21 protein-coding genes, 2 tRNA genes and 1 pseudogene are annotated in these 24,973 nt (G+C 71.5%); 15 read left to right on the forward strand and 9 right to left on the reverse strand.

Going from position 1 to position 24,973, the window contains the following annotated elements:
* Positions 1–18 precede the first annotated feature (18 nt).
* Positions 19–95: transfer RNA gene (locus FFG40_RS07445), tRNA-Met, on the forward strand.
* A gap of 100 nt (positions 96–195) precedes the next feature.
* Positions 196–1,035 carry a carbon-nitrogen hydrolase family protein gene (locus tag FFG40_RS07450; protein ID WP_138802748.1) on the forward strand — a complete coding sequence of 280 codons (840 nt, stop codon included), beginning with the start codon at positions 196–198 and terminating at the stop codon, positions 1,033–1,035.
* A 32-nt stretch (positions 1,036–1,067) separates the two neighbouring features.
* Here the strand turns inward: FFG40_RS07450 and FFG40_RS07455 are convergent, their stop codons facing one another.
* Complete coding sequence (locus tag FFG40_RS07455) at positions 1,068–2,276, reverse strand: aminotransferase class I/II-fold pyridoxal phosphate-dependent enzyme (RefSeq protein ID WP_138802749.1); 1,209 nt, start codon at positions 2,274–2,276, stop codon at positions 1,068–1,070.
* Between the two features lie 191 nt (positions 2,277–2,467).
* Between FFG40_RS07455 and FFG40_RS07460 the strand changes: the two genes are divergently transcribed.
* From FFG40_RS07460 to FFG40_RS07480, 5 genes are all read left to right on the forward strand, one after another.
* On the forward strand, positions 2,468–4,489 hold the full coding sequence (locus FFG40_RS07460) for a S1C family serine protease (RefSeq protein ID WP_260678814.1): 2,022 nt from the start codon (positions 2,468–2,470) through the stop codon (positions 4,487–4,489).
* A gap of 184 nt (positions 4,490–4,673) precedes the next feature.
* Positions 4,674–5,717, forward strand: a complete 1,044-nt coding sequence (locus tag FFG40_RS07465; RefSeq protein WP_110860507.1) for a glycosyltransferase family 2 protein — start codon at positions 4,674–4,676, stop codon at positions 5,715–5,717.
* A 4-nt stretch (positions 5,718–5,721) separates the two neighbouring features.
* On the forward strand, positions 5,722–6,543 hold the full coding sequence (locus FFG40_RS07470) for a CDP-alcohol phosphatidyltransferase family protein (protein WP_027464591.1): 822 nt from the start codon (positions 5,722–5,724) through the stop codon (positions 6,541–6,543).
* Positions 6,544–6,587: 44 nt separating this feature from the next.
* Positions 6,588–7,463 (forward strand): glycosyltransferase family 2 protein, encoded by an 876-nt coding sequence (locus FFG40_RS07475; protein ID WP_138803468.1) that lies wholly within the window; start codon positions 6,588–6,590, stop codon positions 7,461–7,463.
* A 42-nt stretch (positions 7,464–7,505) separates the two neighbouring features.
* Positions 7,506–8,738: a CDP-glycerol glycerophosphotransferase family protein gene (locus tag FFG40_RS07480; RefSeq protein WP_138802750.1), complete on the forward strand. Its 1,233-nt coding sequence runs from the start codon at positions 7,506–7,508 to the stop codon at positions 8,736–8,738.
* Between the two features lie 47 nt (positions 8,739–8,785).
* On the opposite strand, the gene FFG40_RS07485 is transcribed toward FFG40_RS07480, so the two are convergent.
* From FFG40_RS07485 to FFG40_RS07500, 4 genes are all read right to left on the reverse strand, one after another.
* Complete coding sequence (locus FFG40_RS07485; RefSeq protein ID WP_071405447.1) at positions 8,786–9,088, reverse strand: hypothetical protein; 303 nt, start codon at positions 9,086–9,088, stop codon at positions 8,786–8,788.
* A 116-nt stretch (positions 9,089–9,204) separates the two neighbouring features.
* Positions 9,205–9,975 (reverse strand): ABC transporter ATP-binding protein, encoded by a 771-nt coding sequence (locus tag FFG40_RS07490; RefSeq protein ID WP_071405446.1) that lies wholly within the window; start codon positions 9,973–9,975, stop codon positions 9,205–9,207.
* Positions 9,975–10,799, reverse strand: coding sequence for an ABC transporter permease (locus tag FFG40_RS07495; protein ID WP_260678815.1), 825 nt, complete (start codon positions 10,797–10,799; stop codon positions 9,975–9,977). Before FFG40_RS07495 ends, FFG40_RS07490 begins: the two co-directional genes overlap by 1 nt.
* A 43-nt stretch (positions 10,800–10,842) precedes the next feature.
* A complete protein-coding gene (locus FFG40_RS07500; RefSeq protein ID WP_110862735.1) occupies positions 10,843–11,538 on the reverse strand; it encodes an NTP transferase domain-containing protein in 696 nt (231 codons plus the stop codon).
* A 297-nt stretch (positions 11,539–11,835) separates the two neighbouring features.
* On the opposite strand from FFG40_RS07500, the gene FFG40_RS07505 reads away from it, so the two are divergent.
* The 3 genes from FFG40_RS07505 to FFG40_RS07515 are packed head-to-tail and all read left to right on the forward strand — an operon-like array spanning position 11,836 to position 14,930.
* Positions 11,836–13,068, forward strand: a complete 1,233-nt coding sequence (locus FFG40_RS07505; RefSeq protein WP_260678816.1) for an ABC transporter ATP-binding protein — start codon at positions 11,836–11,838, stop codon at positions 13,066–13,068.
* Positions 13,044–14,615 (forward strand): ABC transporter permease, encoded by a 1,572-nt coding sequence (locus tag FFG40_RS07510; RefSeq protein WP_138802751.1) that lies wholly within the window; start codon positions 13,044–13,046, stop codon positions 14,613–14,615. Before FFG40_RS07505 ends, FFG40_RS07510 begins: the two co-directional genes overlap by 25 nt.
* A 54-nt stretch (positions 14,616–14,669) precedes the next feature.
* Positions 14,670–14,930, forward strand: coding sequence for a DUF3039 domain-containing protein (locus FFG40_RS07515; protein ID WP_123313364.1), 261 nt, complete (start codon positions 14,670–14,672; stop codon positions 14,928–14,930).
* Between the two features lie 203 nt (positions 14,931–15,133).
* Here FFG40_RS07515 and FFG40_RS07520 read toward each other — a convergent pair.
* Positions 15,134–16,426, reverse strand: a pseudogene (locus tag FFG40_RS07520) (nicotinate phosphoribosyltransferase); the annotation flags it as partial.
* 112 nt (positions 16,427–16,538) lie between these two features.
* Between FFG40_RS07520 and murI the strand changes: the two are divergent.
* Genes murI through rdgB form a run of 3 tightly spaced genes read left to right on the forward strand, consistent with a single transcriptional unit; the run spans position 16,539 to position 18,708 of the window.
* Positions 16,539–17,384 (forward strand): glutamate racemase, encoded by an 846-nt coding sequence (murI, locus tag FFG40_RS07525; RefSeq protein ID WP_027464600.1) that lies wholly within the window; start codon positions 16,539–16,541, stop codon positions 17,382–17,384.
* The gene (gene rph / locus FFG40_RS07530) at positions 17,381–18,118 is read left to right on the forward strand and encodes a ribonuclease PH (protein ID WP_138802753.1); all 738 of its coding nucleotides are present in this window, start codon (positions 17,381–17,383) and stop codon (positions 18,116–18,118) included. The genes murI and rph overlap by 4 nt, the downstream gene beginning before the upstream one ends.
* Complete coding sequence (gene rdgB / locus FFG40_RS07535; RefSeq protein WP_027464602.1) at positions 18,115–18,708, forward strand: RdgB/HAM1 family non-canonical purine NTP pyrophosphatase; 594 nt, start codon at positions 18,115–18,117, stop codon at positions 18,706–18,708. The genes rph and rdgB overlap by 4 nt, the downstream gene beginning before the upstream one ends.
* Before the next feature lie 128 nt (positions 18,709–18,836).
* On the opposite strand, the gene FFG40_RS07540 is transcribed toward rdgB, so the two are convergent.
* The 3 genes from FFG40_RS07540 to FFG40_RS07550 form a co-directional block, all read right to left on the reverse strand.
* Complete coding sequence (locus tag FFG40_RS07540) at positions 18,837–19,544, reverse strand: DedA family protein (RefSeq protein WP_138802754.1); 708 nt, start codon at positions 19,542–19,544, stop codon at positions 18,837–18,839.
* Between the two features lie 144 nt (positions 19,545–19,688).
* Positions 19,689–19,769 (reverse strand) — tRNA-Leu (locus tag FFG40_RS07545).
* Between the two features lie 217 nt (positions 19,770–19,986).
* Positions 19,987–21,273: an MFS transporter gene (locus FFG40_RS07550; RefSeq protein ID WP_138802755.1), complete on the reverse strand. Its 1,287-nt coding sequence runs from the start codon at positions 21,271–21,273 to the stop codon at positions 19,987–19,989.
* Between the two features lie 56 nt (positions 21,274–21,329).
* On the opposite strand from FFG40_RS07550, the gene mnmA reads away from it, so the two are divergent.
* Both mnmA and ligA read left to right on the forward strand, forming a co-directional pair.
* Positions 21,330–22,436 carry a tRNA 2-thiouridine(34) synthase MnmA gene (gene mnmA / locus FFG40_RS07555; RefSeq protein ID WP_031259645.1) on the forward strand — a complete coding sequence of 369 codons (1,107 nt, stop codon included), beginning with the start codon at positions 21,330–21,332 and terminating at the stop codon, positions 22,434–22,436.
* Positions 22,437–22,502: 66 nt separating this feature from the next.
* The gene (gene ligA / locus FFG40_RS07560; protein WP_138802756.1) at positions 22,503–24,833 is read left to right on the forward strand and encodes an NAD-dependent DNA ligase LigA; all 2,331 of its coding nucleotides are present in this window, start codon (positions 22,503–22,505) and stop codon (positions 24,831–24,833) included.
* Positions 24,834–24,973: the final 140 nt, after the last annotated feature.

The following is a 24,973-nucleotide window of genomic DNA, read 5'->3' on the forward strand; positions in this document are numbered from 1 at the left end:
GTAGGCTTCTAAACGTGCCGCGGGGTGGAGCAGTTCGGTAGCTCGCTGGGCTCATAACCCAGAGGTCGTAGGTTCAAATCCTGCCCCCGCAACCAAGCGTCACACGAAGGCCCCGGTCCAACAGGACCGGGGCCTTCTTCGTGTCCCCGCCCGCAGGAAGGCCGGCCGCCGCACACCCCCGGGTACGCTCACCGCATGGCCACCCTCACGATCGCGGCGGCGCAGTTCGCCCCCGTGGACGACCCCGTCGCCAACCTCGACACCGTGCGCACCGCCGCCGTCGACGCGGCCGCCCGGGGTGCGGACCTCCTCGTCACGCCGGAGTACACCTCGTACTTCACCGCCGACATCGACGATCGGTTCGTCGCCGCGGCGCAGCCCCTGGACGGTCCGTTCGTCTCGGGCCTCCGTGACGTCGCCCGCGAGTCCGGCATCGCCCTGGTCGTCGGGGTCGCCGAGTCGGCGGACACGCCGGAGCGCTTCCGGAACACCCTGGTCGCGGTGCTCCCGTCGGGCGACGTGGCGGCGACGTACCGGAAGGTCCACCTCTACGACGCCTTCGGCTCGCGGGAGTCGGACCGCATCGAGTCCGGCGACCCGGAGCAGCTGCCGGTCTTCGAGCTCGGCGGCGTCCGCGTCGGGCTGGAGACCTGCTACGACCTGCGCTTCCCCGAGGTCACCCGGCGCCTCGCCGCTCCCGAGACCGGCGCGGCCGACGTCGTCGTCCTCCCGGCGGAGTGGGTGCGTGGGCCAGGCAAGGAGCACCACTGGCGCACGCTCCTCACGGCCCGCGCGATCGAGAACACCGTCTGGGTCGTCGGGGTCGGCCAGACGCCGCCCATCGGGATCGGCGGCTCGGTCGTCCTCGACCCGTCCGGCGTCGCGGTCGCCTCGGCGGGTGCCTCGCCGGGCACGCTCACCGCGACGATCGACACCACCGTCACGGACGCCGTCCGTCGGGTGAACCCGTCGTTGTCGCTGCGGCGGTACGACGTCGCACTGCGCACCCCGCCTGGAGGCCCGGGGCAGCGCTGACGCGTCCGTCGCGTCCCCGACGCGGTCGCGTCTCAGGCGCGGGGGCGCGTTCCGAGGGTCGCCAGGCGTGCGGCGGCGTCCTCCAGGACGCTCCGGCGCTTGCAGAACGCGAAGCGCACCAGCGACCGGTAGCCGGCGACGCGGTCCGGGCGGACGAACGCCGACACCGGTACCCCGGCGACTCCGGCCAGAGCCGGCAGTTCGAGGCAGAACGCGCGGGCGTCGTCGTACCCGAGCGGCGCGGCGTCGGCGAGCACGAAGTAGCCGCCGTCGGGTCGCATCACGTCGAAGCCCGCAGCCGTCAGTCCGTTCGCGAGCAGTTCGTGCTTCGCGCGCAGGTCGGCGGCGATGCCGGTGAACACCGCGTCGGGCAGGCGGAGTCCCACGGCGACAGCCGGTTGGAAGGGTGCGCCGTTCACGAACGTCAGGTACTGCTTGACCGTCGTGATCGCGTCGACGAGCGCCGGGGGAGCGGTGAGCCAGCCGACCTTCCACCCGGTGGTGTTGAAGGTCTTGCCGGCGCTCGACACCGACACCGTCCGCTCCGCGGCACCCGGCAGGGTCGCGATGGGCGTGTGCGGGACGTCGAAGGTCAGGTGCTCGTAGACCTCGTCCGTGATGATCACCGCATCGCGCTCGGTGGCCAGGTCGACGATCGTCCGCAGCACCTCGGTGGGCAGGACCCGGCCCGTCGGGTTGTGCGGGGTGTTCACGAGCACGGCGCGGGTGCGGTCGGTGAAGGCCGCACGCAGCGTGCGCTCGTCGGGCAGGAAGTCGGGCGCAGTGAGCGGGACCGTGACGTGCACCCCGCCGGCCAGCCGGATGAGCGCACCGTAGGCGTCGTAGAACGGCTCGAAGGTGATCACCTCGTCGCCGGGTTCGACCAGCGCGAGGAGCGCCGCGGCCAGCCCCTCGGTGGCGCCGGCGGTGACGAGGACCTCGCGGTCGGGGTCGACGTCGAGTCCGTACCACCGCTGCTGGTGCTCGGCGATCGCGGCTCGCAGGTCGGGGGTGCCCCGGCCCGGCGGGTACTGGTTCACGCCGTCGCGGATCGCCTGCACCGCGGCCTCGAGCACCTCGGCCGGCCCGTCCTCGTCGGGGAACCCCTGCCCCAGGTTGACCGCGCCGGTGCTGGCGGCGAGGGCGCTCATCTCGGCGAACACCGTCGGTGCGGGGACCCCGTCCGGTCCGAGCAGCATCGCTCCGTCGGCGGCTCGCAGCCACGGTCCTGCCTGGCGCATGTGGTTCCCTCCCGTGCGGGCGACGACGTGTCGCGCTGAACGGACCCCAACCTAGCTGTCCGCCCCGCGGCGGACCGGGGCGCCGTGTACAGCGCACGCATAAGATCGCCAGGGGTGGCTCGCAGCCTCGCCAGAAGGACCGCTCAGGTGCTTGCGACAGACTGCACGAGCTTGAAAGGAGCACGTCCAGCATGACCGACACCACGCCCGACGGGCAGGGCGACGACCGCCGTCCGGACGATGCGGCTCCGCCTGCCGCCAGTGAGGACGCCGCAGCAGCGGCGACGAGAGGGAACACGTCGATGCCGAACGACTCCGACCAGCCGGACGAGACCCCTCGCCCGAACCAGAACCAGAACCAGAACCAGAACGACGAGACGACCCCGGACCACACGGACGTGATCCCGTCGTCGACGGACCACCCGACCGACCGCTACACCGCGCCGTACCCGGCCGTCTCCGGCGAGTCCTCGGGCGCGCAGCAGGGCGGCTACGGCCAGCAGACGTCGCCGTACGGCCAGCAGGCGCCGCAGGCACAGAACACCTACGGCCAGCAGCCCCAGCAGAGCCCGAACCCGTACGGCCAGCAGCCGCAGTACGGCCAGCAGGCGCCGCAGGCACAGAACCCGTACGGCCAGCAGCCGCAGTACGGCCAGCAGGCGCCGCAGGCACAGAACCCGTACGGCCAGCAGTCGCAGTACGGCCAGCAGTCGCAGAACCCGTACGGTCAGCAGTCCCAGAACCCGTACGGTCAGCAGTCCCAGAACCCGTACGGTCAGCAGTCCCAGTACGGCCAGCCGGGTGCCGAACGCCCCCGCTACGGCGAGTACGCCCAGCCGACGTCCTCGTCCGCGCCGAGCTCGTCCTCCGAGTACGCGAACGCATCCGCGCAGGCCCCGCAGTCCGCAACGAGCGCCTTCGGCGACGTCGACGGTGCGAACCAGCGCAACGGGCACTACTTCAGCGACGACGCCTCGGGTGCCGCGGCGACCACGACGACCAAGGAGCGCTCGGGCCGCAACAGGCTGCTGCTGCCGATCATCGCGGCCGTCATCGCCGGTGGTCTGGTGGGCGGCGGTGCCGGGTGGGCCGTCTCCTCCGGCAACGACGGTGGCAGCGTGGTGTCCTCCGGTTCGTCGCAGGGCGGCAACCTGACCGTCAACGACTACGACTCCGCCACCGTCGTCACCGCGGTCGCGGCACAGGCGACCCCGTCCGTCGTCACGATCAACGTGTCGGCGAGCAACGAGGCCGGCACCGGTTCCGGTGTGGTCATGAGCAAGGACGGCTACATCGTCACGAACACCCACGTGGTCACCCTCGACGGCGACAGCTCGAGCGGCCGGATCACGGTGACGACCTCGAACGGCAAGATCTACGCGGGCAAGCTCGTCGGCACCGACCCGACGGTCGACCTCGCGGTCATCAAGATCGATGCGACCGACCTCAAGCCGATGGAGTTCGCGGACTCGTCCAAGCTCAACGTCGGGGACACCGCGGTCGCGATCGGTGCGCCCTTGGGTCTGTCGAACACCGTCACCGACGGCATCGTCTCGACCCTGAACCGCAGCATCCAGGTCACCTCGAGCGCCCCGACCGAGGGCGGCGACTCGAACGAGGGGGGCAACGGCGGCTCGGGTCCCTTCGACTTCTGGGGCAACGGGGACAACGGCAGCAGCTCGTCGGCGAACACCACGGTGTCGCTCCCGGTCATCCAGACCGACGCCTCCATCAACCCCGGCAACTCCGGCGGTGCGCTGCTCGACTCCGACGGCAAGCTCATCGGCATCAACGTGGCGATCGCGTCCGCCGGTAGCTCCTCGTCGTCCGAGTCGGCAGCCGGCAGCATCGGCGTCGGCTTCTCGATCCCGTCGAACCTGGTCAAGCGGGTCGCGAACGAGATCAAGGACAAGGGGTCCGCCACGCACGGGCTGCTCGGCGCGACCGTCGGCGACGCCTCCGAGGACGCCAGCGCCACGCAGATGGGCGCGCTCATCAAGTCGGTCTCGTCCGGCGGAGCCGCGGCGAAGGCCGGTCTGCAGAAGGGCGACGTCGTCACGAAGATCGGTTCGGCGACCGTCTCCGACGCCACCGACCTGACCGCGCAGGTGCGCTACTTCGCGGGCGGCGCGTCGACGACGATCAGCTACCTGCGCGACGGCCAGACCCGCCAGGCCGACGTGAAGCTCGGGACGTACGACAGCAAGGGCTGACGCCACCACACGACGGACAGGAGGCTCGGGGCACGACATGCGCCGGGCCTCCAGTCCGTCCCGGGGGCGCGTCCCGCGCCGTCGCAGGTGGGCGGTTCGGCCTCTTGATAGGCTCATGGTCGCTCTGCGGGGCGGCACCGCCCCGGTGCGTCCCGTGCCGCCAAGCCAGCACCCCGAGGTACGCATGCAGTCAGACGGACAGCCCCTGCCGGGCGTCTCGTACGTGATGCCCGTGCTGAACGAGGTCACCGAGGTCCGGGCCGCCGTCGGCAGTCTGCTCGACCAGGACTACACGGGCCCGTTCGAGGTCATCCTCGCGCTCGGGCCGTCGATCGACGGCACGAACGAACTCGTCGCCGAGATGAGCGCTGCCGACCCACGGATCCGCGCGATCGACAACCCCGTCGGCTCGACGCCCGCGGGGCTGAACGTCGCGATCCGTGCGTCCGTGCACCCCGTCGTCATCCGCGTCGACGCGCACTCGGTCCTGCCCACCGACTACACGCGCATCGCGGTGCGCACGCTCCTGGAATCCGGGGCGGACAACGTCGGCGGCATCATGCGCGCCGAGGGCCGGACCCCCTTCGAGCGGGCCGTCGCCCTGGCCTACGGCAGCCGTGTCGGCCTCGGCGGCACGCCGCACCACGTGGGCGGCACAGCCGGCCCGGCCGAGACCGCCTACCTCGGCGTGTTCCGACGCGAGCGACTGTTCGACGTCGGCCTCTTCGACGAGGGCATCAAGCGCGGCCAGGACTGGGAACTCAACCGGCGGCTGCGGCAGACCGGCGGGACCGTCTGGTTCACGCCGGAGCTCGTCGTCACCTACCGCCCGCGGCCGAGCCTGAAGCGCCTGGTGCGGCAGTTCGTCGCCACCGGGCTCTGGCGCGGCGAGCTCGCGCGTCGGTTCCCTGCCAACAACGGCCTGCGCTACTTCGTGCCGCCGGCGATGGTCGCGGCGATGGCGCTGGGCATCGTCGCCGGCCTCGTCGGCATCGTCGGCGCGGCGCTCGGCACCCCGCTCGCCTGGGCTCTGCTCGGGTTCGTGGTGCCCGTCGTCTACCTGCTCTTCGTCGTCCTGGGGTCGATCGCGGTGGCGCGCCGCTCCGGGCTGCCGACGCTCCTCTGGCTGCTCGTCGTGCTGCCCTGCATCCACGTGGGCTGGGGGCTCGGGTTCATCATCGGGTTCCTGACCCGCACGTCCGAGCTGACCACCCACACGGGACGGTGACCGAATGACCGACCACCCCACGACCGGCCGCGGATCCGCACGGCCGACCTCGATCGCCGAACTCCGGGCCGTCGCCCAGCCGGACGAGGTCCGTGCGCGCGCCAACGCCGAGCACTGGACGGCCTCGCTGTACCTGCGCGACGTCTCGCCCTACCTGACCTGGGTGCTCCTGAAGACCCGCGTCAGCGCGAACCAGGTCACCGGCCTGATGATCCTGGTCGGCTGGAGCGTCGCCGCCGCCCTGCTCATCCCCGGCATCTGGGGCGCGGCGCTGGCGCTGGTCCTCGGCCAGCTGCAGATGCTCGTCGACTGCTCCGACGGCGAGGTCGCCCGGTGGCGCGGCACCAAGTCGCCCGCCGGGGTGTTCCTGGACAAGGTGGGGCACTACACGACCGAGGGGCTGATCCCGGTCGCGCTCGGCATCCGTGCAGCCACCTGGCCCATCCACGGCGCCGACTGGATGTGGACCACGATCGGCTGCGCGCTCGGCCTGGTCATCGTGCTGAACAAGGCCCTGAACGACATGGTGCACGTGGCCCGCGCGAACGCCGGGCTCGACAAGCTGGTCGACCGGCGGGATGCCTCCACCGCCCCGTCCGGCCGCAGGCTCGCCTCGCTCCGCCGCGTGGCACGCTTCCTGCCGTTCCACCGCCTGTACCACTCGGTCGAGCTGAGCATGCTCGCGTTCGTCTTCGCCCTGCTCGCCCTGGTGATCGGTGACCCGCTCGCCAGTCGGATCCTGGTCGGTGCGCTGTTGCCGCTCGCCGTGCTCGCGACGATCGGGCACTTCCTGGCGATCATCGCCTCGAAGCGGGTCAAGGCGTGACCGAGGACACGACCGCGCCCGGAACCCTGCGCCGGCACGCGGTGGTGCACCGCGGACGACCGCGCGTCGCCGTCGTGAGCCTGTCGCAGGGCACCCGGCCGGACGACCTGCGCCGCGGCGTCGACAGCGTGCTCGCCCAGCAGGACGTCGAACTCGACGTCGTCTGCGTCGGCAACGGCTGGGTACCGACGGGCCTGCCGGACGGTGTGCGAGCCCTGGCCCTGCCCGAGAACGTCGGGATCCCGGCCGGTCGGAACGCCGGGGCCGAGGTCGTCGACGGCGACTACGTGTTCTTCCTCGACGACGATGCCTCGGTGCCGTCGCCGACGTTCCTGCGCGACGCGATCGCGATGTTCGAGCACGATCCGTCGCTCGGCCTCGTGCAGCCCCGGGTCGTCGACCCGACGGGTGCCGCGAACCCCCGCCGATGGGTGCCGCGGATCCGGAAGGGCGAGCCGGACCACTCGTCGCCGGTGTTCTCGGTCTGGGAAGGCGCCGTCGTGCTGCCGATGGACGTCTACCGGGCCGTCGGCGGCTGGGGGGCCGAGTACTTCTACGCCCACGAGGGCATCGAGCTCGCCTGGCGCGTGTGGGACGCCGGCCGTCGGACCTGGTACGCCGGCGACCTCGTCGCGCACCACCCCGCGATCGACCCGGCGCGGCACACCGAGTACTACCGGTTGAACGCCCGGAACCGGGTGTGGCTGGCCCGGCGCAACCTGCCCGCGGTGCTGCGTCCGGTGTACGTGGGGTCGTGGGCCGTGATCCAGACCGCGCGCTGGTGGCGTCACCCCCGCCGACTGGCCACTTGGTTCGGCGCGATCCGTGAAGGATGGACGACCGACTGCGGTCCGATCCGCCCGATGGGTTGGCTCACAGTCGCGCGGATGACCATCGCAGGGCGGCCGCCGGTCGTCTGACCCGCACGCCTCGTCCCACCAGAGCAGACCCGGAGAAGGACCATGTCGATCATCAGCGACCTGCGGACCGCCCTGCGGCTCGTCGAGCGACTCCTGACGTCGCGCCGGAGCCGTCGGCAGCTCGCACGGCGACTGCCGTCCGCACCCGAGCCGGCGCCCGGTTCGATCGAGATCGCCGTGTACTTCGCCGACGGGCCGGTCAACATGTACCAGGTGCGCCAGTGGTACGCGCCGCTGGCCGAGCTCGCGAAGACGCACCCGGTGGCGATCGTCTCGCGGAGCCCGGGGACCATGCTGACCCTGCTCGACGAGTCGCCCGTGCCCGCGGTCTACGCGCGGCAGGTGGTCGACCTCGAGCGCTTCGTCGACACCCAGGCGCCGAAGGTGGTGCTGTACGTCAACCAGAACGCCCGCAACTTCCAGATGATGCGGTACGGGCGGATCTGGCACGTCTTCGTCAACCACGGCGAGAGCGACAAGATGTACATGACCACGAACCAGTTCAAGGCGTACGACTACGCCCTGATCGCGGGGGACGCCGCACGCGACCGTCTGGCCGAGGCGCTGTGGGACTACGACCTGGACGCCCGGACCATCGCGATCGGACGCCCGCAGGCCGACCACTTCGCCGGAGCAGCCCCGTACCCCGATGACGAGCGGACCGTCGTGCTCTACGCCCCGACGTGGGAGGGCGACCGGGGTGCCGCGGCGTACGGGTCGATCGCGTCGCACGGTACCGTCATCGCCGAGCAGGTGCTCGCATCGCCCCGCCACCGTCTCGTGTACCGCCCGCACCCTCGAAGCGGCGTGCTCGACCCCGCCTACCGTGCGGCGCACGAGCGGATCGTCGCGGCGATCAGCGCGGCCAACGCCGCTGACCCGGCCGCGCACCATCTGTACGACGACGGCGGTGAGCTCGGCTGGCAGCTGGCGGACGCCGACGTGGCGATCACCGACATCAGCGCGATGATCTACGACCGGCTGGCGGTGGGCAAGCCGCTCATCGTCACGCGGCCGGTGTCGCCCGAGGCCGACGTCGACGAGCGCGGCTACCTGAGCGCCGCGAACTGGCTGACCGCGTCCGACGCCCCGTCGGTGCTGGCCCGGGTCGACGCGGCGGCGAGCGACGCCGAGGAGCTCGCGCGACTGCAGCACTGGGTCACCCGGTACTTCGGCGACACGACCCCTGGTGCCGCCACGGAGCGGTTCCACGCGGCGGTGGAGTGGCTGCTCGAGCGGTGGCGGACCGTCGCTGCCGAACGCGGCGGGCGCTGACGGTCGACCGTCACCCCGGGTGCTCCGTGCCGATCCCGCGTGCGGCTTCACGGCTGCAGCCCCGGCCCGACGAGTGACATCCGCCAGAGGTACTCGGACCGGTCGGGTCGGCGCCACCGGACGATGACGACCCCGGTGTCCTCGGGGTCGGCGCCGAAGACCGCCAGGGACAGCGATCGGCCCGGGTCGAGGCGGCGCACCGCGAGCGGCGGGCAGTACCCGTTGCCCAGGTGGGTGAGGGAGAGCCCGTCGACCGGCTCGGGACCGGTGTTGACGAGGTCGTACCGACGCGGTGCGTGCGATCGGTCGACGGCGAACGGGACGGCGTACGCGGTTGGTGGGTGGTGCATGGGCTGAACGCTAGGGGGAGGGTCCGACGGCGAGACCCCGGGGGCGGCCACGAGGGCTGGGGCTGTGGAGGGAGCCGGTGACGCGCGTGTTGGTGCAGGGGGAGTACCCCGGCCGGTCAGGAGCCGTAGTCGGCTGCGTACCGGGCCAGTGCTGCCTCGATGGTGCCGTCGAGCTGCAGACGACCCTTGTCGAGGTAGAGCCCCCGGTCGCAGAAGCGGCGCAGGTCCTTGTCGCTGTGGGAGACGAAGAACAGCGTCCGACCGCCGGCGAGGAGCTGCTCGATCCGCTTGTAGCACTTCTCGCGGAAGGCCTTGTCGCCCACCGCCAGCACCTCGTCGACGAGGATGACCGGTTCGTCGAGCCGCGAGATCACCGCGAACGCGATGCGGACCTTCATGCCGCTCGAGAGGTGCTTGTAGGGGGTGTCCACGAAGTCAGCGATCTCGGCGAAGTCGATGATCTCGTCGAAGGCGTCGCGGATCTCGGCCCGCGACATGCCGTGCAGGCCCGCCGTCAGGTACACGTTGTCGCGCACGGTGAGGTCGCCGACGAAACCACCCGTGATCTCGATGAGCGGGGCGACGCCGGCACCCACGTCGACCCGGCCCTCGTCGGGGAGCATGACCTGGGCCACGAGCTTCAGCAGGGTCGACTTGCCCTGTCCGTTCCGCCCCACGACGCCGATCGCCTCGCCCGGGCGGACGTCGAACGACACGTTGCGGAGCGCCCAGAACTCATCGGCACGCTTGCGGCGCCCGCGTCCGGCGAACAGGTCCTTGAAGTTCCGGCTCGCGCGACGGTTGCGTTTGAAGCAGATGCCGGCATCGCGCACCGAGATGACCGGGGCGACGGTCTCGGTGCGTCGGGTCTGGTCGGTCGCGGTCATCACAGCTCCTTCAGCACGCGGTGCTCGCTGCGGCGGAACACCGCGAAGCCGATCACCAGGACGACGGCGGTCACGACCACCGAGGCGCCGACCTCGAGCCAGTCGAGCTGGCCGGGGAAGAACGCCGCACGGTACATGCCGAAGATGCCGGTGAGCGGGTTGATCGCGGCGATGTCCCGCAGGGCAGGCGGCAGCGCGTGCGTGCCGTAGATGATCGGGGACGCGTAGAACAGGAACCGCAGCACGAGCTTGGTGGCGCGCTCGAGGTCACGGAAGAAGACCACGAGTGGGGCCACGATGAGCCCCAGGCCGTAGACCAGCGCGCACTGCAGCACGATCGCCAGCGGGAAGAACACGACCTGCCAGTGCAGGTGGGCACCCGTCGCGATCGCGAAGACGGCCAGGACCGGCAGGCTCAGCAGGAACTCGATGCCCTTCGACGCGTCGATCCGTGCCACCCAGATCGTGCGGGGGATGGTGGTCGAGCGGATGAGCTTCGATTCCTTGATGAACGCCCGGGTGGAGTCCGAGACGCCACCGGTGAACCACATCCACGGCAGCAGCGCGGACAGCAGGAACACGATGTACGGATCTTCACCGACCGATCCGCGGTGGAAGACCTGCGTGAAGACGAACCAGTAGATCCCCGACATCACGAGCGGGTCGAGGATCGACCACACGTAGCCGAGCGCCGACGTCGAGTAGCGGACCCGGAGGTCGCGGACGGTCAGCAACCAGAGGGCCTGACGATAGCGCCGACCGGCGCTCCGGGCCTTCGCGGGTGCGGGAGCCACGGGCGCGGTCGGCGCACTCGCTGTGGTCACGGTTTCCCTTCGGGCGGAACCGCCGAGGGGTCCTGACGGTGGTTCAGGCGAACAGGTTGTTCGCGCGCTCGAGGTCCTCGGCGAAGTCGATCTCGACCGCGTACAGGTCGGAGATGTCGATCGGCGTCCAGCGTAGCCCGTCCTCGGCGATGGCAGCCTCGATGCCGCCCTCGAAGTACTCCTGGTCGTCGACACGACCGAGCTGCCGGATGAGGGCCTGCTTGTCGGCGGCGGAGACGTAGTTGATCCCGACGGCTTCGCCGAGACCCCCGACGACCTGCTTCGAGAGCTTGTGGATGAAGCCCTCGGCGTCGACGGTGTACTTGACCTCTTCGTCGGAGACCTTGTCGGTGTTGACGCTGACGAAGGAACGGCCCTCGTCGATCATGTCGGCCGCACGGACGAGCGCCATCGGGTCGAAGACCACGTCGCCGTTCATCCAGAGCACACCGCTCTTGCCGGTGGCCTTGAGGGCACGCAGCAGGCTCTTCGAGGTGTTGGTGGAGTCGTACGACTCGTTGTAGACGAAGTTCGCGTCGGGGAACGCCTCGACGATGTGCTCCGACTTGTAGCCGACGACGATCGTCACGCGGGCGCTCGAACCGAACGCGGCGCGGATGTTGTCGAACTGCTGCTGCATGATGGTGCGGCCGTCACTGAGCTCCGTGAGCGGCTTCGGCAGGCTGCGGCCGAGACGGCTGCCCATCCCCGCTGCGAGGATCACGATCTGCGTGGTCATGCTGGTCCCTTCTGGTGTCCGCCCGCGCACCCTGGGGTACGGGCGGGCCTCGTCGAGTCTGCGCTTCCAACGTCCGAGTTGCCCGAGAACCGTTCGTGTCGACGTGGTCGTCGCTGCGAAGAGGCCGCCGGGATCGCCTGCTGGAGCAGGTTTCCAAGTGGTGAACACTCCTTCGTGCCCTGGTGAATGATACGGAAACACCCCCTCGCGGGGTACGGGTCTGCGCGCTTCGTACTCAATTCGTGACCCTGGCCGCGACGGTTCCCGACGGACGGAGAGCGTTGGTACGGTGGGTCGATGCCAGCGCGAGCAGAGAACGAGGACGTGTACGCCACGGCCGACGCTGCCTGGATGACCGAGGCGGGGGACGCCGACGAAGCGGACACCGCCGCGGCTGCTGCGGGCGACGCAGCCGACGACGACACGGGGGACACTGATGCGGACGACGCCGCCACTGATGACGCGATGACCGACGCGACGACGGACACCCGCTCCGACGCGACGACGGACACCCGCTCCGACGACGCCACGACGGACACCCGCGCCGACGACACGACGGCCGCAGCGCCGCGCCCCGCGAAGGCGCGCACCGGCAAGGGACGCACCAGGCGCCCGACGAAGGCCGCCCCGCGGACCGACGCCGAGCCTCCCGTCCCGAGCGACGCGGACGACGCGACGGACGACGCCGACCGGTCGACCGCCGCGGCCCCGGCCACGACGAAGAAGCGTGCGCCCCGCACCGCCGCACCGAAGCAGCCGCAGACACTCCAGCCCGTCGTGCTCGCAGCGAGCGGCCTGGTCAAGCGGTACGGGCAGACCCTGGCCGTCGACGAGGTCGACCTCGAGATCCGGCAGGGCTCGATCTTCGGCGTGGTCGGCCCGAACGGCGCCGGCAAGACGACGACCCTGTCCATGATCACCGGACTGCTGCGCCCCGACGCCGGCTCGGTGACGGTGCTCGACCACGACGTCTGGGCCGACCCGACGGCGGCGAAGCGCAGTCTCGGCGTCCTGCCGGACCGGCTCCGGCTGTTCGACCGGCTGACCGGTGCGCAGCTCCTCTACTACTCGGCCACGCTCCGCGGGCTCGACGGTGCCACCGCACGGAAGCGCAGCGCCGACCTCGCCGAGGCCTTCGGGCTGGGCGAGGCGCTCGGCCGCCAGGTCGCCGACTACTCGGTCGGCATGGCGAAGAAGATCGCCCTGGCCGCGACCCTGATCCACTCGCCGCGGGTGCTCGTGCTCGACGAGCCGTTCGAGTCGGTCGACCCGGTGAGCGCGGCGACGATCACGGACATCCTGCGCCGGTACACCCGGGGTGGCGGCACGGTCGTGCTGTCGAGCCACTCGATGGAGCTCGTGCAGCGCACCTGCGACTCGGTCGCCATCATCGTCGGCGGCAAGGTCCTGGCGTCCGGCACCATGGCCCAGGTCCGCGGGCGCAAGAGCCTCGAGGACAAGTTCGTCGAACTCGCCGGCGGTCGTGTCGTCGCGGAGAGCATGGAATGGTTGCACAGCTTCTCCGGCTGAGGGCGGACCTGCTCGCGGGCGAGGTCCGGGGCACCGCCCGCCGGTCCGTCGCCGTCGTGCTCGCCAGCCTCGTCGGACTCCTCGCCGCCGTGTTCGTCGCGTCGCAGACCATCGCCCTCGGTGACGCCGACCCGGACGTCGCCCGTGCGGTCATCGTTCCCGTCGGCACCCTGATCACCTTCGGGTTCACGGTCGTGCCGCTCGTCGTCGGCCGGAGCGACCAGCTCGACCCGCGGCGCTTCGCGGTGTTCGGCATCGAGCGCCGTCGCCTGACGATCGGGCTCGTCGTCGCCGGACTCGTCGGCATCCCGGTGATCGGCGTGGTCGTCGTCGCGGTCGGCCAGGTCGTCGCCTGGGCACGCGATCCCGGTCTCGGCCTGCTCGCGGTCCTCGGCGGGGTGCTCGGCGTCGCGACCTGCGCACTCCTGATCCGCGTCTGCTGCACCGTCGGCTCCCGGCTGATCGGGCCGGACCGCTCCCGCGACGCCGGGTGGCTGGTGGCCCTCGTCATCATCGCGCTCTCGATCCCGACGGTGGCGCTGCTGCTGCGCGTCGACTGGCTGGACCCGCAGGGCACCGAGATGCAGCGGGTCGCGGACGTCGCCGGCTGGACCCCCTGGGGTGCCGCGTGGGCCGTGCCCGCCGAGGTCGCGAGCGGCCACGTCGGCGCCGGTGTCGTGAAGCTCCTCGTCGCGGTCGCCGTCGTCGCGCTCCTCGCCTGGGCATGGTGGGCGCTCGTCGGCCGTGCGCTCGAGACCGTCGACGACCGCGCCCGGACCCGCCGCTACCAGGGCCTGGGCTGGTTCGACCGGTTCGGCTCGGCCCCGGTGTCGGCCGTCGCTGCGCGGGCGCTCACCTACTGGGTCCGCGACCCGCGGTACCGCACGTCGTACCTGATCATCCTGCTCGTGCCGATCGTCGTCATCCCGCTCGGTGTCGCCGGGGTCCCGTGGCAGTGGACCGCCGTCGTGCCGCTGCCGCTGATGGCTCTGATCGCCGGGTTCCTGCCGCACAACGACGTGTCGTACGACAACACCGCCGTGTGGCTGCACGTCGCGTCCGGTGCGCCCGGGTGGAGTGACCGGCTCGGTCGGGTCGTGCCCGTGCTGGTCGTGGGGGCGCCCGCGATCGTCGCCGGGGCCGCACTGTCCGCGTGGCTGTTCGGTGACTGGGCCGCCTTCCCGCTGCTCATCGGCGTCAGTGCGAGTGCGCTCCTGTCAGGGCTCGGGTTGTCGAGCGTCCTGTCCGTGCTCATGCCCTACCCGACGGTGCGCCCGGGCGACCACCCGTTCCAGCAGCCGCAGGCGGCCGGCGTCACCGCCACGGTCGCGCAGGCGACCATGGTGATCGGCATCGCGCTCTGCACGGTCCCCGCCGCCTGCCTCGCCGTGCTCGCCGCCGTGCAGGGTCCGGAGCCCTGGTCGGTGCTGACGCTCCTGGTGGGCGTCGGGGTCGGTGCCGTCGTGCTCGTGATCGGTGTGTCCGCGGGCGGCCGTCTGTTCGACCGCCGCGGTCCCGACCTGCTCGCCGCGGCCCAGCGCAACTAGCGACGCAGCACAACGAGCGGCGCGCCCGAGGGCGGACCGTCGTACCCTGGACCCATGAGCATGACGGAACCAGGCGGCGGCCTCGACGTGATGGACCGGGAGCTCGAGAAGCTCCTCGAAGACGAAGCGATCGAACCCGGTGACCACGAGCGGTTCTCGCACTACGTGAAGAAGGACAAGATCCTGCAGTCGGCCATGTCCGGCAAGCCGGTCAAGGCCCTGTGCGGCAAGAAGTGGATCCCGGGTCGCGACCCGGAGAAGTTCCCGGTCTGCCCGGACTGCAAGGCCATCTACGAGAAGATGAAGGCCGAGTAGACGCGACCAGCAGACGGACGGGAGGCCCGTGGCGACGCCGCCACGGGCCTCCCGTCCGTCGTCTGCGTCCGCTGACCGCACATCGTGAGCAGAAGAGGTCGGGTCACCTCCGGACACCCGACCATTCCTGCTCGCGAAGCGGCGACGCGAACGCGACGCGGCGCGGCGCGACGCGACGCGACGCGACGCGCGGCGTACGGGCCCTAGATCACCAGGGTGGGGATGGCGGGGTCGCCGCGCCCGATGCGGGATGCGTCGGCGGGCAGCTCCGCCTTCGCGCGCGTGTGGTGCGCGCGTGCGGCCTCGACGCCGTGCGTGCCGAGGAACGCCGGGTCGACCTCGCCGCCGGTGACGACGGGGACCAGCAGTGGCCGCTCGTCTGGGCCGACCTGCGCACCCGTGAGCACGATCTCGGCGGTCGCGACGCCGTTCCGGAGTCGTCGGCCCGCCTCCTTCCGGCCGCCGATCGACGCCTTGTCGGCCGACTTCTTGGCGACGGGGACCCAGTCGCCGCCGTCCGCGTCCCGGTGCGCGACGAGCTTGAACACCATGCCGGCGGCGGGGTGCCCGGAGCCGGAGACGACCGAGGTGCCGACGCCGTAGGAGTCGACCGGTGCAGCTCGGAGCGCGGCGATCGTGTACTCGTCGAGGTCGTTCGTCACCGTGATCTTCGTGCCCGTCGCACCGAGGCGGTCGAGCTGCGCACGCACGGCTGCGACGACGGACGGCAGGTCGCCGCTGTCGATCCGGACGCCGCCGAGCTTGCCGTCGGTGAGGCGGACGGCGGTCTCGACCGCGGCCTCGATGTCGTAGGTGTCGACGAGCAGGGTCGTGCCGCTGCCGAGCGCGTCGAGCTGCGAACGGAACGCCTGCTCCTCGGAGTCGTGCAGCAGCGTGAAGGCGTGCGCGGCGGTGCCCATCGTGGGGATGCCCCAGGTGCGGCCGGCCTCGAGGTTGCTCGTCGCACCGAAGCCGGCGATGTACGCGGCACGGGCGGCGGCGACGGCGTTCCACTCACCGGTGCGGCGGGAGCCCATCTCGGCGAGCGGGCGGCCGTCGGCGGCGGACACCATGCGGGCGGCGGCCGAGGCGATCGCGGAGTCCGCGTTGAAGATGCTCAGGGCGAGGGTCTCGAGCACGACGGCCTCGGCGAAGGTGCCCTCGATCTGCAGGATGGGGGAGTTCGGGAAGTAGACCTCGCCCTCCCGGTAGGCGCGGACGTCGCCGCTGAACCGGTAGTCGGCGAGCCACGAGGCGGTACCGGCGTCGATGACGCCGCGGTCGCGCAGGAACCCGATCTCCTCGTCGCCGAAGCGGAAGTCGCCGAGGGCGGTGAGGAAGCGGCCGAGTCCGGCCGCGACACCGTAGCGGCGGCCGTCCGGCAGCCGCCGGGCGAACACCTCGAAGACGCATCGGCGGTCGGCGGTCCCGTCCTTCAGGGCGGCGTCCACCATGGTGAGCTCGTACTGGTCGGTGAGGAGCGCGCTGGTCACGTCTCCGACACTAGTGACGTGACGGTGGGGAGGCCCGGATCACCCCGGGCGTCCGGCACGCGTGGCGCGCGTGGCCGCGTCGGTGCTCGTCGGCGTGCGTCGGTACGCTGGTGCCGTGACGGATGCACCGATCGGAGTCTTCGACAGCGGGGTCGGCGGCCTCACCGTGGCCCGCGCCATCATCGACCAGCTCCCGCGCGAGAGCATCCGGTACGTCGGCGACACCGTGCACTCGCCCTACGGCCCGAAGCCCATCGCCGACGTCCGCCGCTACGCGCTCGAGGTCATGGACGACCTGGTCGAGCAGGGCGTGAAGGCCCTGGTCATCGCGTGCAACACCGCGTCGTCCGCCGTGCTCCGCGACGCCCGCGAACGGTACGAGCAGGCGTACGGCATCCCCGTGGTCGAGGTCATCCAGCCCGCGGCCCGCGCCGCCGTCAAGCAGACCCGCACGGGCCGCATCGGGGTCATCGGCACCGTCGGCACCATCGCGTCGCGCGCCTACGAGGACGCCTTCGCGGTCGCCGCCGACGTCACGTTGACCACCGCCGCGTGCCCCCGGTTCGTCGAGTTCGTCGAGGCGGGGGACACCTCGTCGCCGTCGCTGCGCGAGATCGCGGCCGGGTACCTCGACCCGATCCGTGCCGCCGACGTCGACACCCTCGTGCTCGGCTGCACCCACTACCCGCTCATGTCCGCCGCGATCCAGTTCGTCATGGGTCCGGAGGTCACGCTCGTCTCCAGCGCCGAGGAGACCGCGAACGACGTCTACCGCCGGCTCGTGGAGCACGGGCTCGAGCGCACCGCGACCACCGCCCCGACGTACTCGTTCGAGGCGACGGGCGACGACAAGAACGGCTTCATCCGGCTCGCCCGGCGCTTCCTCGGTCCCGAGGTCTCGAGCGTCGGCCACCTCCAGACGGGGGCCATCACGCTGCCCCGCACCGAAAGGACCCCATGACCGACAACCTCCGCGTCGACGGCCGTACCGCCACCGACCACCGTCCCGTCACCATCGAGCGGGGGTGGAGCACGCAGGCCGAGGGCAGCGCGCTCATCTCCTTCGGCAACACCAGGGTGCTCTGCACCGCGTCGTTCACCAACGGCGTGCCCCGCTGGCTCGCCGGCAAGGGCACCGGGTGGGTCACCGCCGAGTACTCGATGCTGCCGCGGTCGACCAACGAGCGCATGCAGCGCGAGTCCATCAAGGGCAAGGTCGGCGGCCGCACGCACGAGATCTCCCGCCTGATCGGGCGTTCGCTCCGCGCGGTCGTCGACACGAAGGCCCTGGGCGAGAACACCCTCGTCATCGACTGCGACGTGCTGCAGGCCGACGGCGGCACCCGCACGGCGTCGATCACGGGCGCCTACGTGGCGATGGCCGACGCGATCGAGTGGGGCCGCGCCAAGGGCTTCATCGCGAAGAAGGCCACCCCGCTCACCGACAGCGTGCAGGCCATCTCGGTCGGCATCGTCAAGGGGGAGCCGATGCTCGACCTGGCCTACACCGAGGACTCCGCAGCGGACACCGACATGAACATCGTCACGACGGGTTCGGGCAAGTTCATCGAGGTGCAGGGCACCGCCGAGCACGCGCCGTTCGACCGGGACGAGCTGAACGTCCTGCTCGACCTCGGCCTGGCCGGCAACCTGTCGCTCGCGGCGATCCAGCGTTCGGTCCTGGGTCTGGCGTGACGTCCCGCGAGGTGGTGCTGGCCACCCACAACCAGGGCAAGGTCGTCGAACTGCGCGAGATCCTCGGGTCGGCGCTGGGCGAGGGTGTCGAACTCGTCGGGTACGACGGTCCCGAGCCGGTCGAGGACGGCGACAGCTACGCAGCGAACGCCCTGATCAAGGCTCGCGCCGCCGTCGCGCACACGGGGCTGCCGGCGCTCGCCGACGACTCCGGGATCGCGGTCGACGCCCTCGGGGGTGCACCGGGCATCCACTCGGCCCGCTACGCCGGCACCCGCTCGGACGCCGACAACATCGCGCTGCTGCTCACGAACCTGCAGGGTGTCGTCGAGCGGACCGCCGCGTTCGTGTGCGCAGCGGCCTTCGTGACGCCCGACGGCCAGGAGCACGTCGTCGAGGCGGTCTGGAACGGCGAGGTGCTGACCGAGCCCGTCGGTGACGGCGGGCACGGTTACGACCCGGTGTTCCGGCCGGACGATGCCGACCGCTCGTCGGCGGAGCTCACCCGCGACGAGAAGAACGCCTTGTCGCACCGCAGCAAGGCGTTCCGGGGCATCGCGCCGATCGTGCGGGAGCACTTCGGCGTCTGAGCGCCGGCGCTCTTTCCGTTCCGCACAACCGAAGTCGCCCCGAACCACGTGATCACGTGGCTCGGGGCGACTTTGGTTGTGCGCCGGTGCGCCGGTGCGCGGGTCCGGCGGTACAGCCGGTGCTGCGGCTAGAGCGTCGGGTCGACCGTCGGGGCCGTGGTGGCCTCGGTCTCGTTCGTGTGCTTCGCCTTGCGGGCGTTGCGCAGGTACGTCAGCGCCATCGGCACGACGGTCACGACGACCGCGGCGAGCAGGATGATGTCGATGTACTCGCGGACGATGTGCGCCACGAAGGGGATGTGCCCGATGAAGTACCCGAGGAACGTCACACCGACGCCCCAGACCACGGCGCCGATCGCGTTGTAGAGCGAGTACTTCTTGTAGTCCATCCGGCCGACACCCGCGGCGATCGGGGCGAAGGTGCGGACGACCGGCACGAAGCGCGCCAGGATCACGGCGAGGGGGCCGAAGCGGTGGAAGAACGCGTTGGTGCGCTCGACGTTCGCCTTCGAGAAGAGCCCGCTGTCCTTGCGTTCGAAGATCGGGGGCCCGGCCTTCTTGCCGATGTAGTACCCGAGCTCACCGCCGAGGAACGCGGCCGCGCCGATCATCAGCGCTGCGACCCAGATCGGGATGCCGCCGATCTCGCCACCGCGGTCGAAGGCGAACAGGCCGGTGATGACCAGCAGGCTGTCGCCCGGGAAGATGAAGCCGATGAGCAGACCGGTCTCGGCGAACACGATCGCGCAGACCACCAGCACGGCGATGGCCCCGAAGTGGTCGAGGATGTACTGCGGATCGAGCCACGGGATCAGGGCGAGTGCGACGGAGTGCATGGTTCTTCCGGTCGTGGAGGCGGGAGTCACGGGGAGGACTCCCGCGGGATGAGGGTACCGCCCGGAAGTGACCGGGCCATCCCTCGCAGGGTTGACCTGCTCGAGGCGTGCGGATGACCGCAACGGTGCGCCTGGGGGACTCGGTGCGGAAGGAGGGACTCGAACCCTCACGCCTGGGGCACAGGAACCTAAATCCTGCGTGTCTACCGATTCCACCACTCCCGCGAGCAGCGGCAGTCTACCGAGCGCGGCGTGCGGGGCGGACGTGCGCCGGGCCTCCAGGCCGTGGGACGCACCGTGCGCGGTCCGCGACCCGGTGCGAGCTTGGCGGCTGGGTGCGGCGCTGTGGGTGCGCACGGTGCGGTCAACGGCGCACGGAGCGGAGGAGCGCGCACGGTGCGCCCTGAAGCGACGATGCGGCAGCGCGACTTCGCCGCCGTTGTCAGCGCAGCGGACGCGGCAGGTACCGGGGGACGTACCGGAGCAGGATGCCCGCGCCGACCAGGCCGAGCACGCCCATCACCCCGCTCGCGACCGCGATGGACGCGACGGCGGTCACACCGGAGATGAGGAGCGGTGCCGCCGCCGACCCGAAGTCACCGGTGAACCGCCAGGCCCCCAGGAACGGTGCCGGGGCGTCGCGCGGTGCGAGGTCCGCGCCGAGCGTCATGAGGATGCCGGAACCGACCCCGTTGGCCAGGGACATGCCCATCGCGATCGCGACGAACCAGCCGACCCGGGCATCCAGGTGGCCGCTCCAGGCGAGCAGGAAGTAGCTGATGCTCAGGCCGAGCATGCAGGGCAGGGCGCTCGCGAGCCGTCCCCACCGGTCCATGATCTGCCCGCTCGTGTAGAACAGCGCGAAGTCGACGGCTCCGGCGATGCCGATCACGAGGGCCGCGGTCGAGTCGTCGAGGCCGACGCTCACCGCCCAGAGCGGCAGGATCACCTGCCGTCCGGCGCGCATCGCTCCGATCAGGCCGGCACCGCTGCCGAGCCGCAGCAGGACCGCCCCGTTCGCGCGGATGGTGCGGAAGAGGCCCTGCGCCTCCTGCTGGACGAACTGCGCGCCGGTGTCGGCGGGCGGTTCGGTCGCGTGGTCGGCCGAGCGCCGGGAGGCCCGTGGCGGCAACCGCAGGCCGCGTGTGCCCGTCGCCGGGTCGCGCAGCACCAGGAGCACGGTCGCCGCCGCCAGGCAGCAGACGACGTGGATCCAGAAGGCGCTGCTGGTGGTGCCGGTCAGGTGGATGACGCCGGCGGCGATGAACGGGCCGACGAAGTAGCCGAAGCGGAAGACGCCGCCCAGGCTCGACAGCGCCCGGGCCCGGATCCGCAGGGGGATCGCGGTGGTCATGTAGGCGTGCCGGGCGAGCGCGAACACCGCGGTGGAAACGCCGACCAGGAACACCCCGAGCGCCAGGACCCAGGCGTTCGCGGCCGTGGTGGCGACGACGAGCCCGACCACCGAGACGAGCGCGGCGCCGATCATCGCGTTCCGCTCACCGATGCGGGCGACGACGATGCCGGACGGCACGTCGCCGATGAGCTCGCCGACCAGGATGAGCGAGGCGACGAAGCCCGCGAACGCCAGGCTGGCGCCGAGGGAGTCAGCCGCGATCGGGATGATCGGGATGATCGCGCCCTCGCCGATCGCGAAGAGCGCGGCGGGCAGGAACCCGGACAGCAGGACGGACCGGAAGTCGAATGAGTCGTTCCCCGTCGTGGCCATCGCCCGACCAACGGTACGCCAGCGGTACCGCTTCGTCGGCGGGTTACCCTGGACGCATGCGTGTTCTTGCGGCGATGAGCGGTGGTGTCGACTCGGCGGTGGCCGCAGCCCGGGCGGTCGACGCCGGCCACGACGTGGTGGGCGTGCACCTGGCCCTGAGCCGGATGCCCGGCACCCTGCGCACCGGCAGCCGCGGATGCTGCACCATCGAGGACTCGATGGACGCCCAGCGCGCCGCGTCGGCACTCGGGATCCCGTACTACGTGTGGGACTTCTCGGCCCGGTTCAAGGAGGACGTCGTCGACGACTTCGTGGCCGAGTACCAGGCCGGCCGCACCCCGAACCCCTGCATGCGCTGCAACGAGCGGATCAAGTTCGCGGCGCTGCTCGAGAAGGCACTCGCCCTGGGGTTCGACGCCGTCGCGACCGGGCACTACGCCTCGATCGTCACCGGTCCGGACGGCTCCCGCGAACTGCACCGGTCGGCCGCGTGGGCGAAGGACCAGTCGTACGTGCTCGGGGTCCTGACGGCCGAGCAGCTGCAGCACGCGATGTTCCCGCTCGGAGCCACCCCGTCGAAGGACGAGGTCCGGGCCGAGGCCGCCGAGCGCGGGCTGACGGTCGCCCAGAAGCCGGACTCGTACGACATCTGCTTCATCCCGGACGGCGACACCCGCGGCTGGCTGGCGGACCGCGTCGGCACCGCCCCCGGCGAGGTCGTCGAGCGCGACGGCACGGTCGTCGGCTCGCACGAGGGCGCCACCGGCTACACCGTCGGACAGCGCCGCGGCCTGGCCCTCGGCCGCCCGGCACCGGACGGCAAGCCCCGGTTCGTGCTCGAGATCCGCCCGAAGGACAACACCGTCGTCGTCGGCCCGAAGGAAGCCCTCGCCGTCACCTCGATGTCCGGCTCGCGGTTCACCTGGGCGGGCACGGCCCCGGCCGACCCTGCGACGCCCTTCGCCTGCGACGTGCAGATCCGCGCGCACGCCGACCCGGTGCCCGCGACCGCCCGGGTGCAGGACGACGTGCTCGTGATCGACGTCGACGAGCCGCTGCACGGGGTCGCTCCCGGGCAGACCGCCGTGGTCTACGTCGGCACGCGCGTGCTCGGCCAGTGCACGATCGACACCACGGTCAGCGCCGTCCCCGTCGACGCCTGACCCCGCCGCTCCCGGGGCGCACGCTCGCTGCACGCCGCGTCGGTGGTGCACGGTAGAACTGATGCCATGAGCGAGACCGACGCGACGTTCGAGACCATCGACCCCGACGGGCTCGACGCCGCCCAGGCCGCGCGCGAGGTCGACCGGTTGCGCGCCCGCGTCAACGAGCTGCGCCACGACTACTACGAGGGCAACGCCTCGCCCCTGTCGGACGCCGACTACGACGCCCTGGTGCACCGCCTCGACGCGATCGAACGGCGGTTCCCGGAACTCCTGACGCCCGACAGCCCGACGCAGACCGTGGGCGGGCAGGCGCAGACGACGCAGTTCGCGCCGGTCGAGCACGCCGAGCGCATGCTCTCGCTCGACAACGTCTTCAGCCCCGACGAGCTCACCGAGTGGGCCCTCAAGGTGCAGCGGGACGCCGGCGCCGAGCGGGTGCGGTTCCTGACCGAGCTGAAGATCGACGGCCTGGCCATCAACCTGCGGTACGAGCACGGTCGGCTCGTCTCGGCCGCCACCCGCGGTGACGGCGTGGTCGGCGAGGACGTCACCGGCAACGTCCGGACGATGGGCACGATCCCGGACCGCCTGTCGGGCACCGGCCACCCGCCCCTGGTCGAGGTGCGGGGCGAGATCTTCTTCCCGGTCGCCGAGTTCGACGAGCTCAACGCGAACCAGCGCGAGGCGGGGGAGCGCGTGTTCGCCAACCCGCGCAACGCCGCCGCCGGGTCCCTCCGCCAGAAGGAAGAGGGCAAGTCCGAGGCGAAGCGTGCCCTGATGGTCGACCGGCTGCGGCGTCTGCGGATGCTCGTGCACGGCATCGGCGCGTGGCCCGTCCGCGAACTCGAGCAGGGCACCGACGTCCGCAGCCAGTCCGAGGTGTACGAGCTCCTGCAGACCTGGGGGCTCCCGACGAGCAGCCACTACCGGGTGTTCGACACCATCGACGAGGTCAACGGCTTCGTCCGGACCACGGGGGAGCGCCGGTCGGCCGTCGAGCACCAGATCGACGGCGTCGTGGTGAAGGTCGACGACCTCGCCCTGCACGAGGAACTCGGGTCGACGTCGCGGGCGCCGCGGTGGGCGATCGCCTACAAGTACCCGCCGGAAGAAGTGCACACGACGCTCACCGACATCGTGGTCAGTGTCGGCCGCACCGGCCGTGCGACCCCGTTCGCGGTGATGGCCCCGGCCGAGGTCGCCGGGTCCGTCGTCCGCCAGGCCACGCTGCACAACCAGCAGGTCGTCAAGGCGAAGGGCGTGCTGATCGGCGACACCGTCGTGCTGCGGAAGGCCGGCGACGTCATCCCCGAGGTGCTCGGCCCGGTGGTCGAGCTCCGTGACGGCTCCGAGCGCGAGTTCGTGATGCCGACGAACTGCCCCGAGTGCGGCACCGAGCTCGCCCCCGCGAAGGAAGGCGACATCGACCTGCGCTGCCCGAATGCGAAGAGCTGCCCGGCGCAGGTGCGCGGCCGGGTCGAGCACATCGCCTCGCGCGGGTCGCTCGACATCGAGGGGCTCGGCGAGGTCGCGGCCGCGGCGCTCACGCAGCCGCTCCGCCCGGAGACCCCACCGCTCGTCACCGAGGCCGGACTGTTCGGCCTGACGATGCAGGACATCGTCCCGATCGAGGTCATCGTCCGCGACGCCGAGACCGGCATGGAGAAGGTCGACGACGACGGCACCCCGAAGCGCGTCACACCGTTCAGCCGGGCGCGCAAGAAGACCGACCCGCCGTTCGACCCCGAGGCACGGGGCGCCGACTACACCGGTGAGCCGAGCCGCTACCCGTCGAAGAACGCGTTCGAGATGCTCGCGAACATCGACGCCGCGAAGACGAAGCCCCTGTGGCGGATCCTGGTCGGCCTGAGCATCCGCCACGTCGGACCCGTCGCCGCCCGAGCCCTGGCGAACCACTTCGGCTCCCTCGACGCGATCCGGTCGGCTTCGCGCGAGGACCTCGCAGCCGTCGACGGGGTGGGCGGCATCATCGCCGACGCCCTGCTCGCCTGGTTCGACGTCGACTGGCACCGCGAGATCATCGACCGCTGGACCGCGGCCGGCGTGCAGTTCACCACCCCGGGCCACCCCGGCCCGGGCGGTGCCGACGTCGAGGGCGGCGTGCTGAGCGGCGTCACCGTCGTCGCGACCGGGTCACTCGAGGGCTACACGCGCGAAGGTGCGCTGGAGGCGATCATCACCGCCGGCGGCAAGGCGGCGTCGAGCGTGAGCAAGAAGACCGACTTCGTGGCCGCCGGTCCGGGTGCCGGTTCGAAGCTCACGAAGGCCGAGCAGCTGGGTGTCCGGATCATCGACGCCGAGCAGTTCCACCTGCTCGTGACCGAGGGGCCGGCGGCGCTCGCCGAACCGGAAGCGCCGACGACCGAGGACTGAGGCCCGAGGACCGAGCGGGATGCCCAGCACGCCCGGTCGCATCCGCTGAGCGCGGCGCGCCGTCGAACGCGCCCAGTTCGGGGGACAAGTTGCATCGCGCATGGATGATCGGCGGACATCTCCATAGACTCGACCGAGCA

The sequence above is a fragment of the Curtobacterium sp. KBS0715 genome (genome assembly GCF_005938005.2).
In the GTDB taxonomy this organism is placed as follows: domain Bacteria; phylum Actinomycetota; class Actinomycetes; order Actinomycetales; family Microbacteriaceae; genus Curtobacterium; species Curtobacterium flaccumfaciens.

Excerpts from the sequence above, each read along its gene's own strand:
- FFG40_RS07450 (WP_138802748.1), top strand. The coding sequence starts at position 196 with ATGGCCACCCTCACGATCGCGGCGGCGCAGTTCGCCCCCGTGGACGAC.
- FFG40_RS07455 (WP_138802749.1), bottom strand. The coding sequence starts at position 2,276 with ATGCGCCAGGCAGGACCGTGGCTGCGAGCCGCCGACGGAGCGATGCTG.
- FFG40_RS07460 (WP_260678814.1), top strand. The coding sequence starts at position 2,468 with ATGACCGACACCACGCCCGACGGGCAGGGCGACGACCGCCGTCCGGAC.
- FFG40_RS07465 (WP_110860507.1), top strand. The coding sequence starts at position 4,674 with ATGCAGTCAGACGGACAGCCCCTGCCGGGCGTCTCGTACGTGATGCCC.
- FFG40_RS07470 (WP_027464591.1), top strand. The coding sequence starts at position 5,722 with ATGACCGACCACCCCACGACCGGCCGCGGATCCGCACGGCCGACCTCG.
- FFG40_RS07480 (WP_138802750.1), top strand. The coding sequence starts at position 7,506 with ATGTCGATCATCAGCGACCTGCGGACCGCCCTGCGGCTCGTCGAGCGA.
- FFG40_RS07485 (WP_071405447.1), bottom strand. The coding sequence starts at position 9,088 with ATGCACCACCCACCAACCGCGTACGCCGTCCCGTTCGCCGTCGACCGA.
- FFG40_RS07490 (WP_071405446.1), bottom strand. The coding sequence starts at position 9,975 with ATGACCGCGACCGACCAGACCCGACGCACCGAGACCGTCGCCCCGGTC.
- FFG40_RS07500 (WP_110862735.1), bottom strand. The coding sequence starts at position 11,538 with ATGACCACGCAGATCGTGATCCTCGCAGCGGGGATGGGCAGCCGTCTC.
- FFG40_RS07505 (WP_260678816.1), top strand. The coding sequence starts at position 11,836 with ATGCCAGCGCGAGCAGAGAACGAGGACGTGTACGCCACGGCCGACGCT.
- FFG40_RS07510 (WP_138802751.1), top strand. The coding sequence starts at position 13,044 with ATGGTTGCACAGCTTCTCCGGCTGAGGGCGGACCTGCTCGCGGGCGAG.
- FFG40_RS07515 (WP_123313364.1), top strand. The coding sequence starts at position 14,670 with ATGAGCATGACGGAACCAGGCGGCGGCCTCGACGTGATGGACCGGGAG.
- rph (WP_138802753.1), top strand. The coding sequence starts at position 17,381 with ATGACCGACAACCTCCGCGTCGACGGCCGTACCGCCACCGACCACCGT.
- FFG40_RS07540 (WP_138802754.1), bottom strand. The coding sequence starts at position 19,544 with ATGCACTCCGTCGCACTCGCCCTGATCCCGTGGCTCGATCCGCAGTAC.
- FFG40_RS07550 (WP_138802755.1), bottom strand. The coding sequence starts at position 21,273 with ATGGCCACGACGGGGAACGACTCATTCGACTTCCGGTCCGTCCTGCTG.
- mnmA (WP_031259645.1), top strand. The coding sequence starts at position 21,330 with ATGCGTGTTCTTGCGGCGATGAGCGGTGGTGTCGACTCGGCGGTGGCC.
- ligA (WP_138802756.1), top strand. The coding sequence starts at position 22,503 with ATGAGCGAGACCGACGCGACGTTCGAGACCATCGACCCCGACGGGCTC.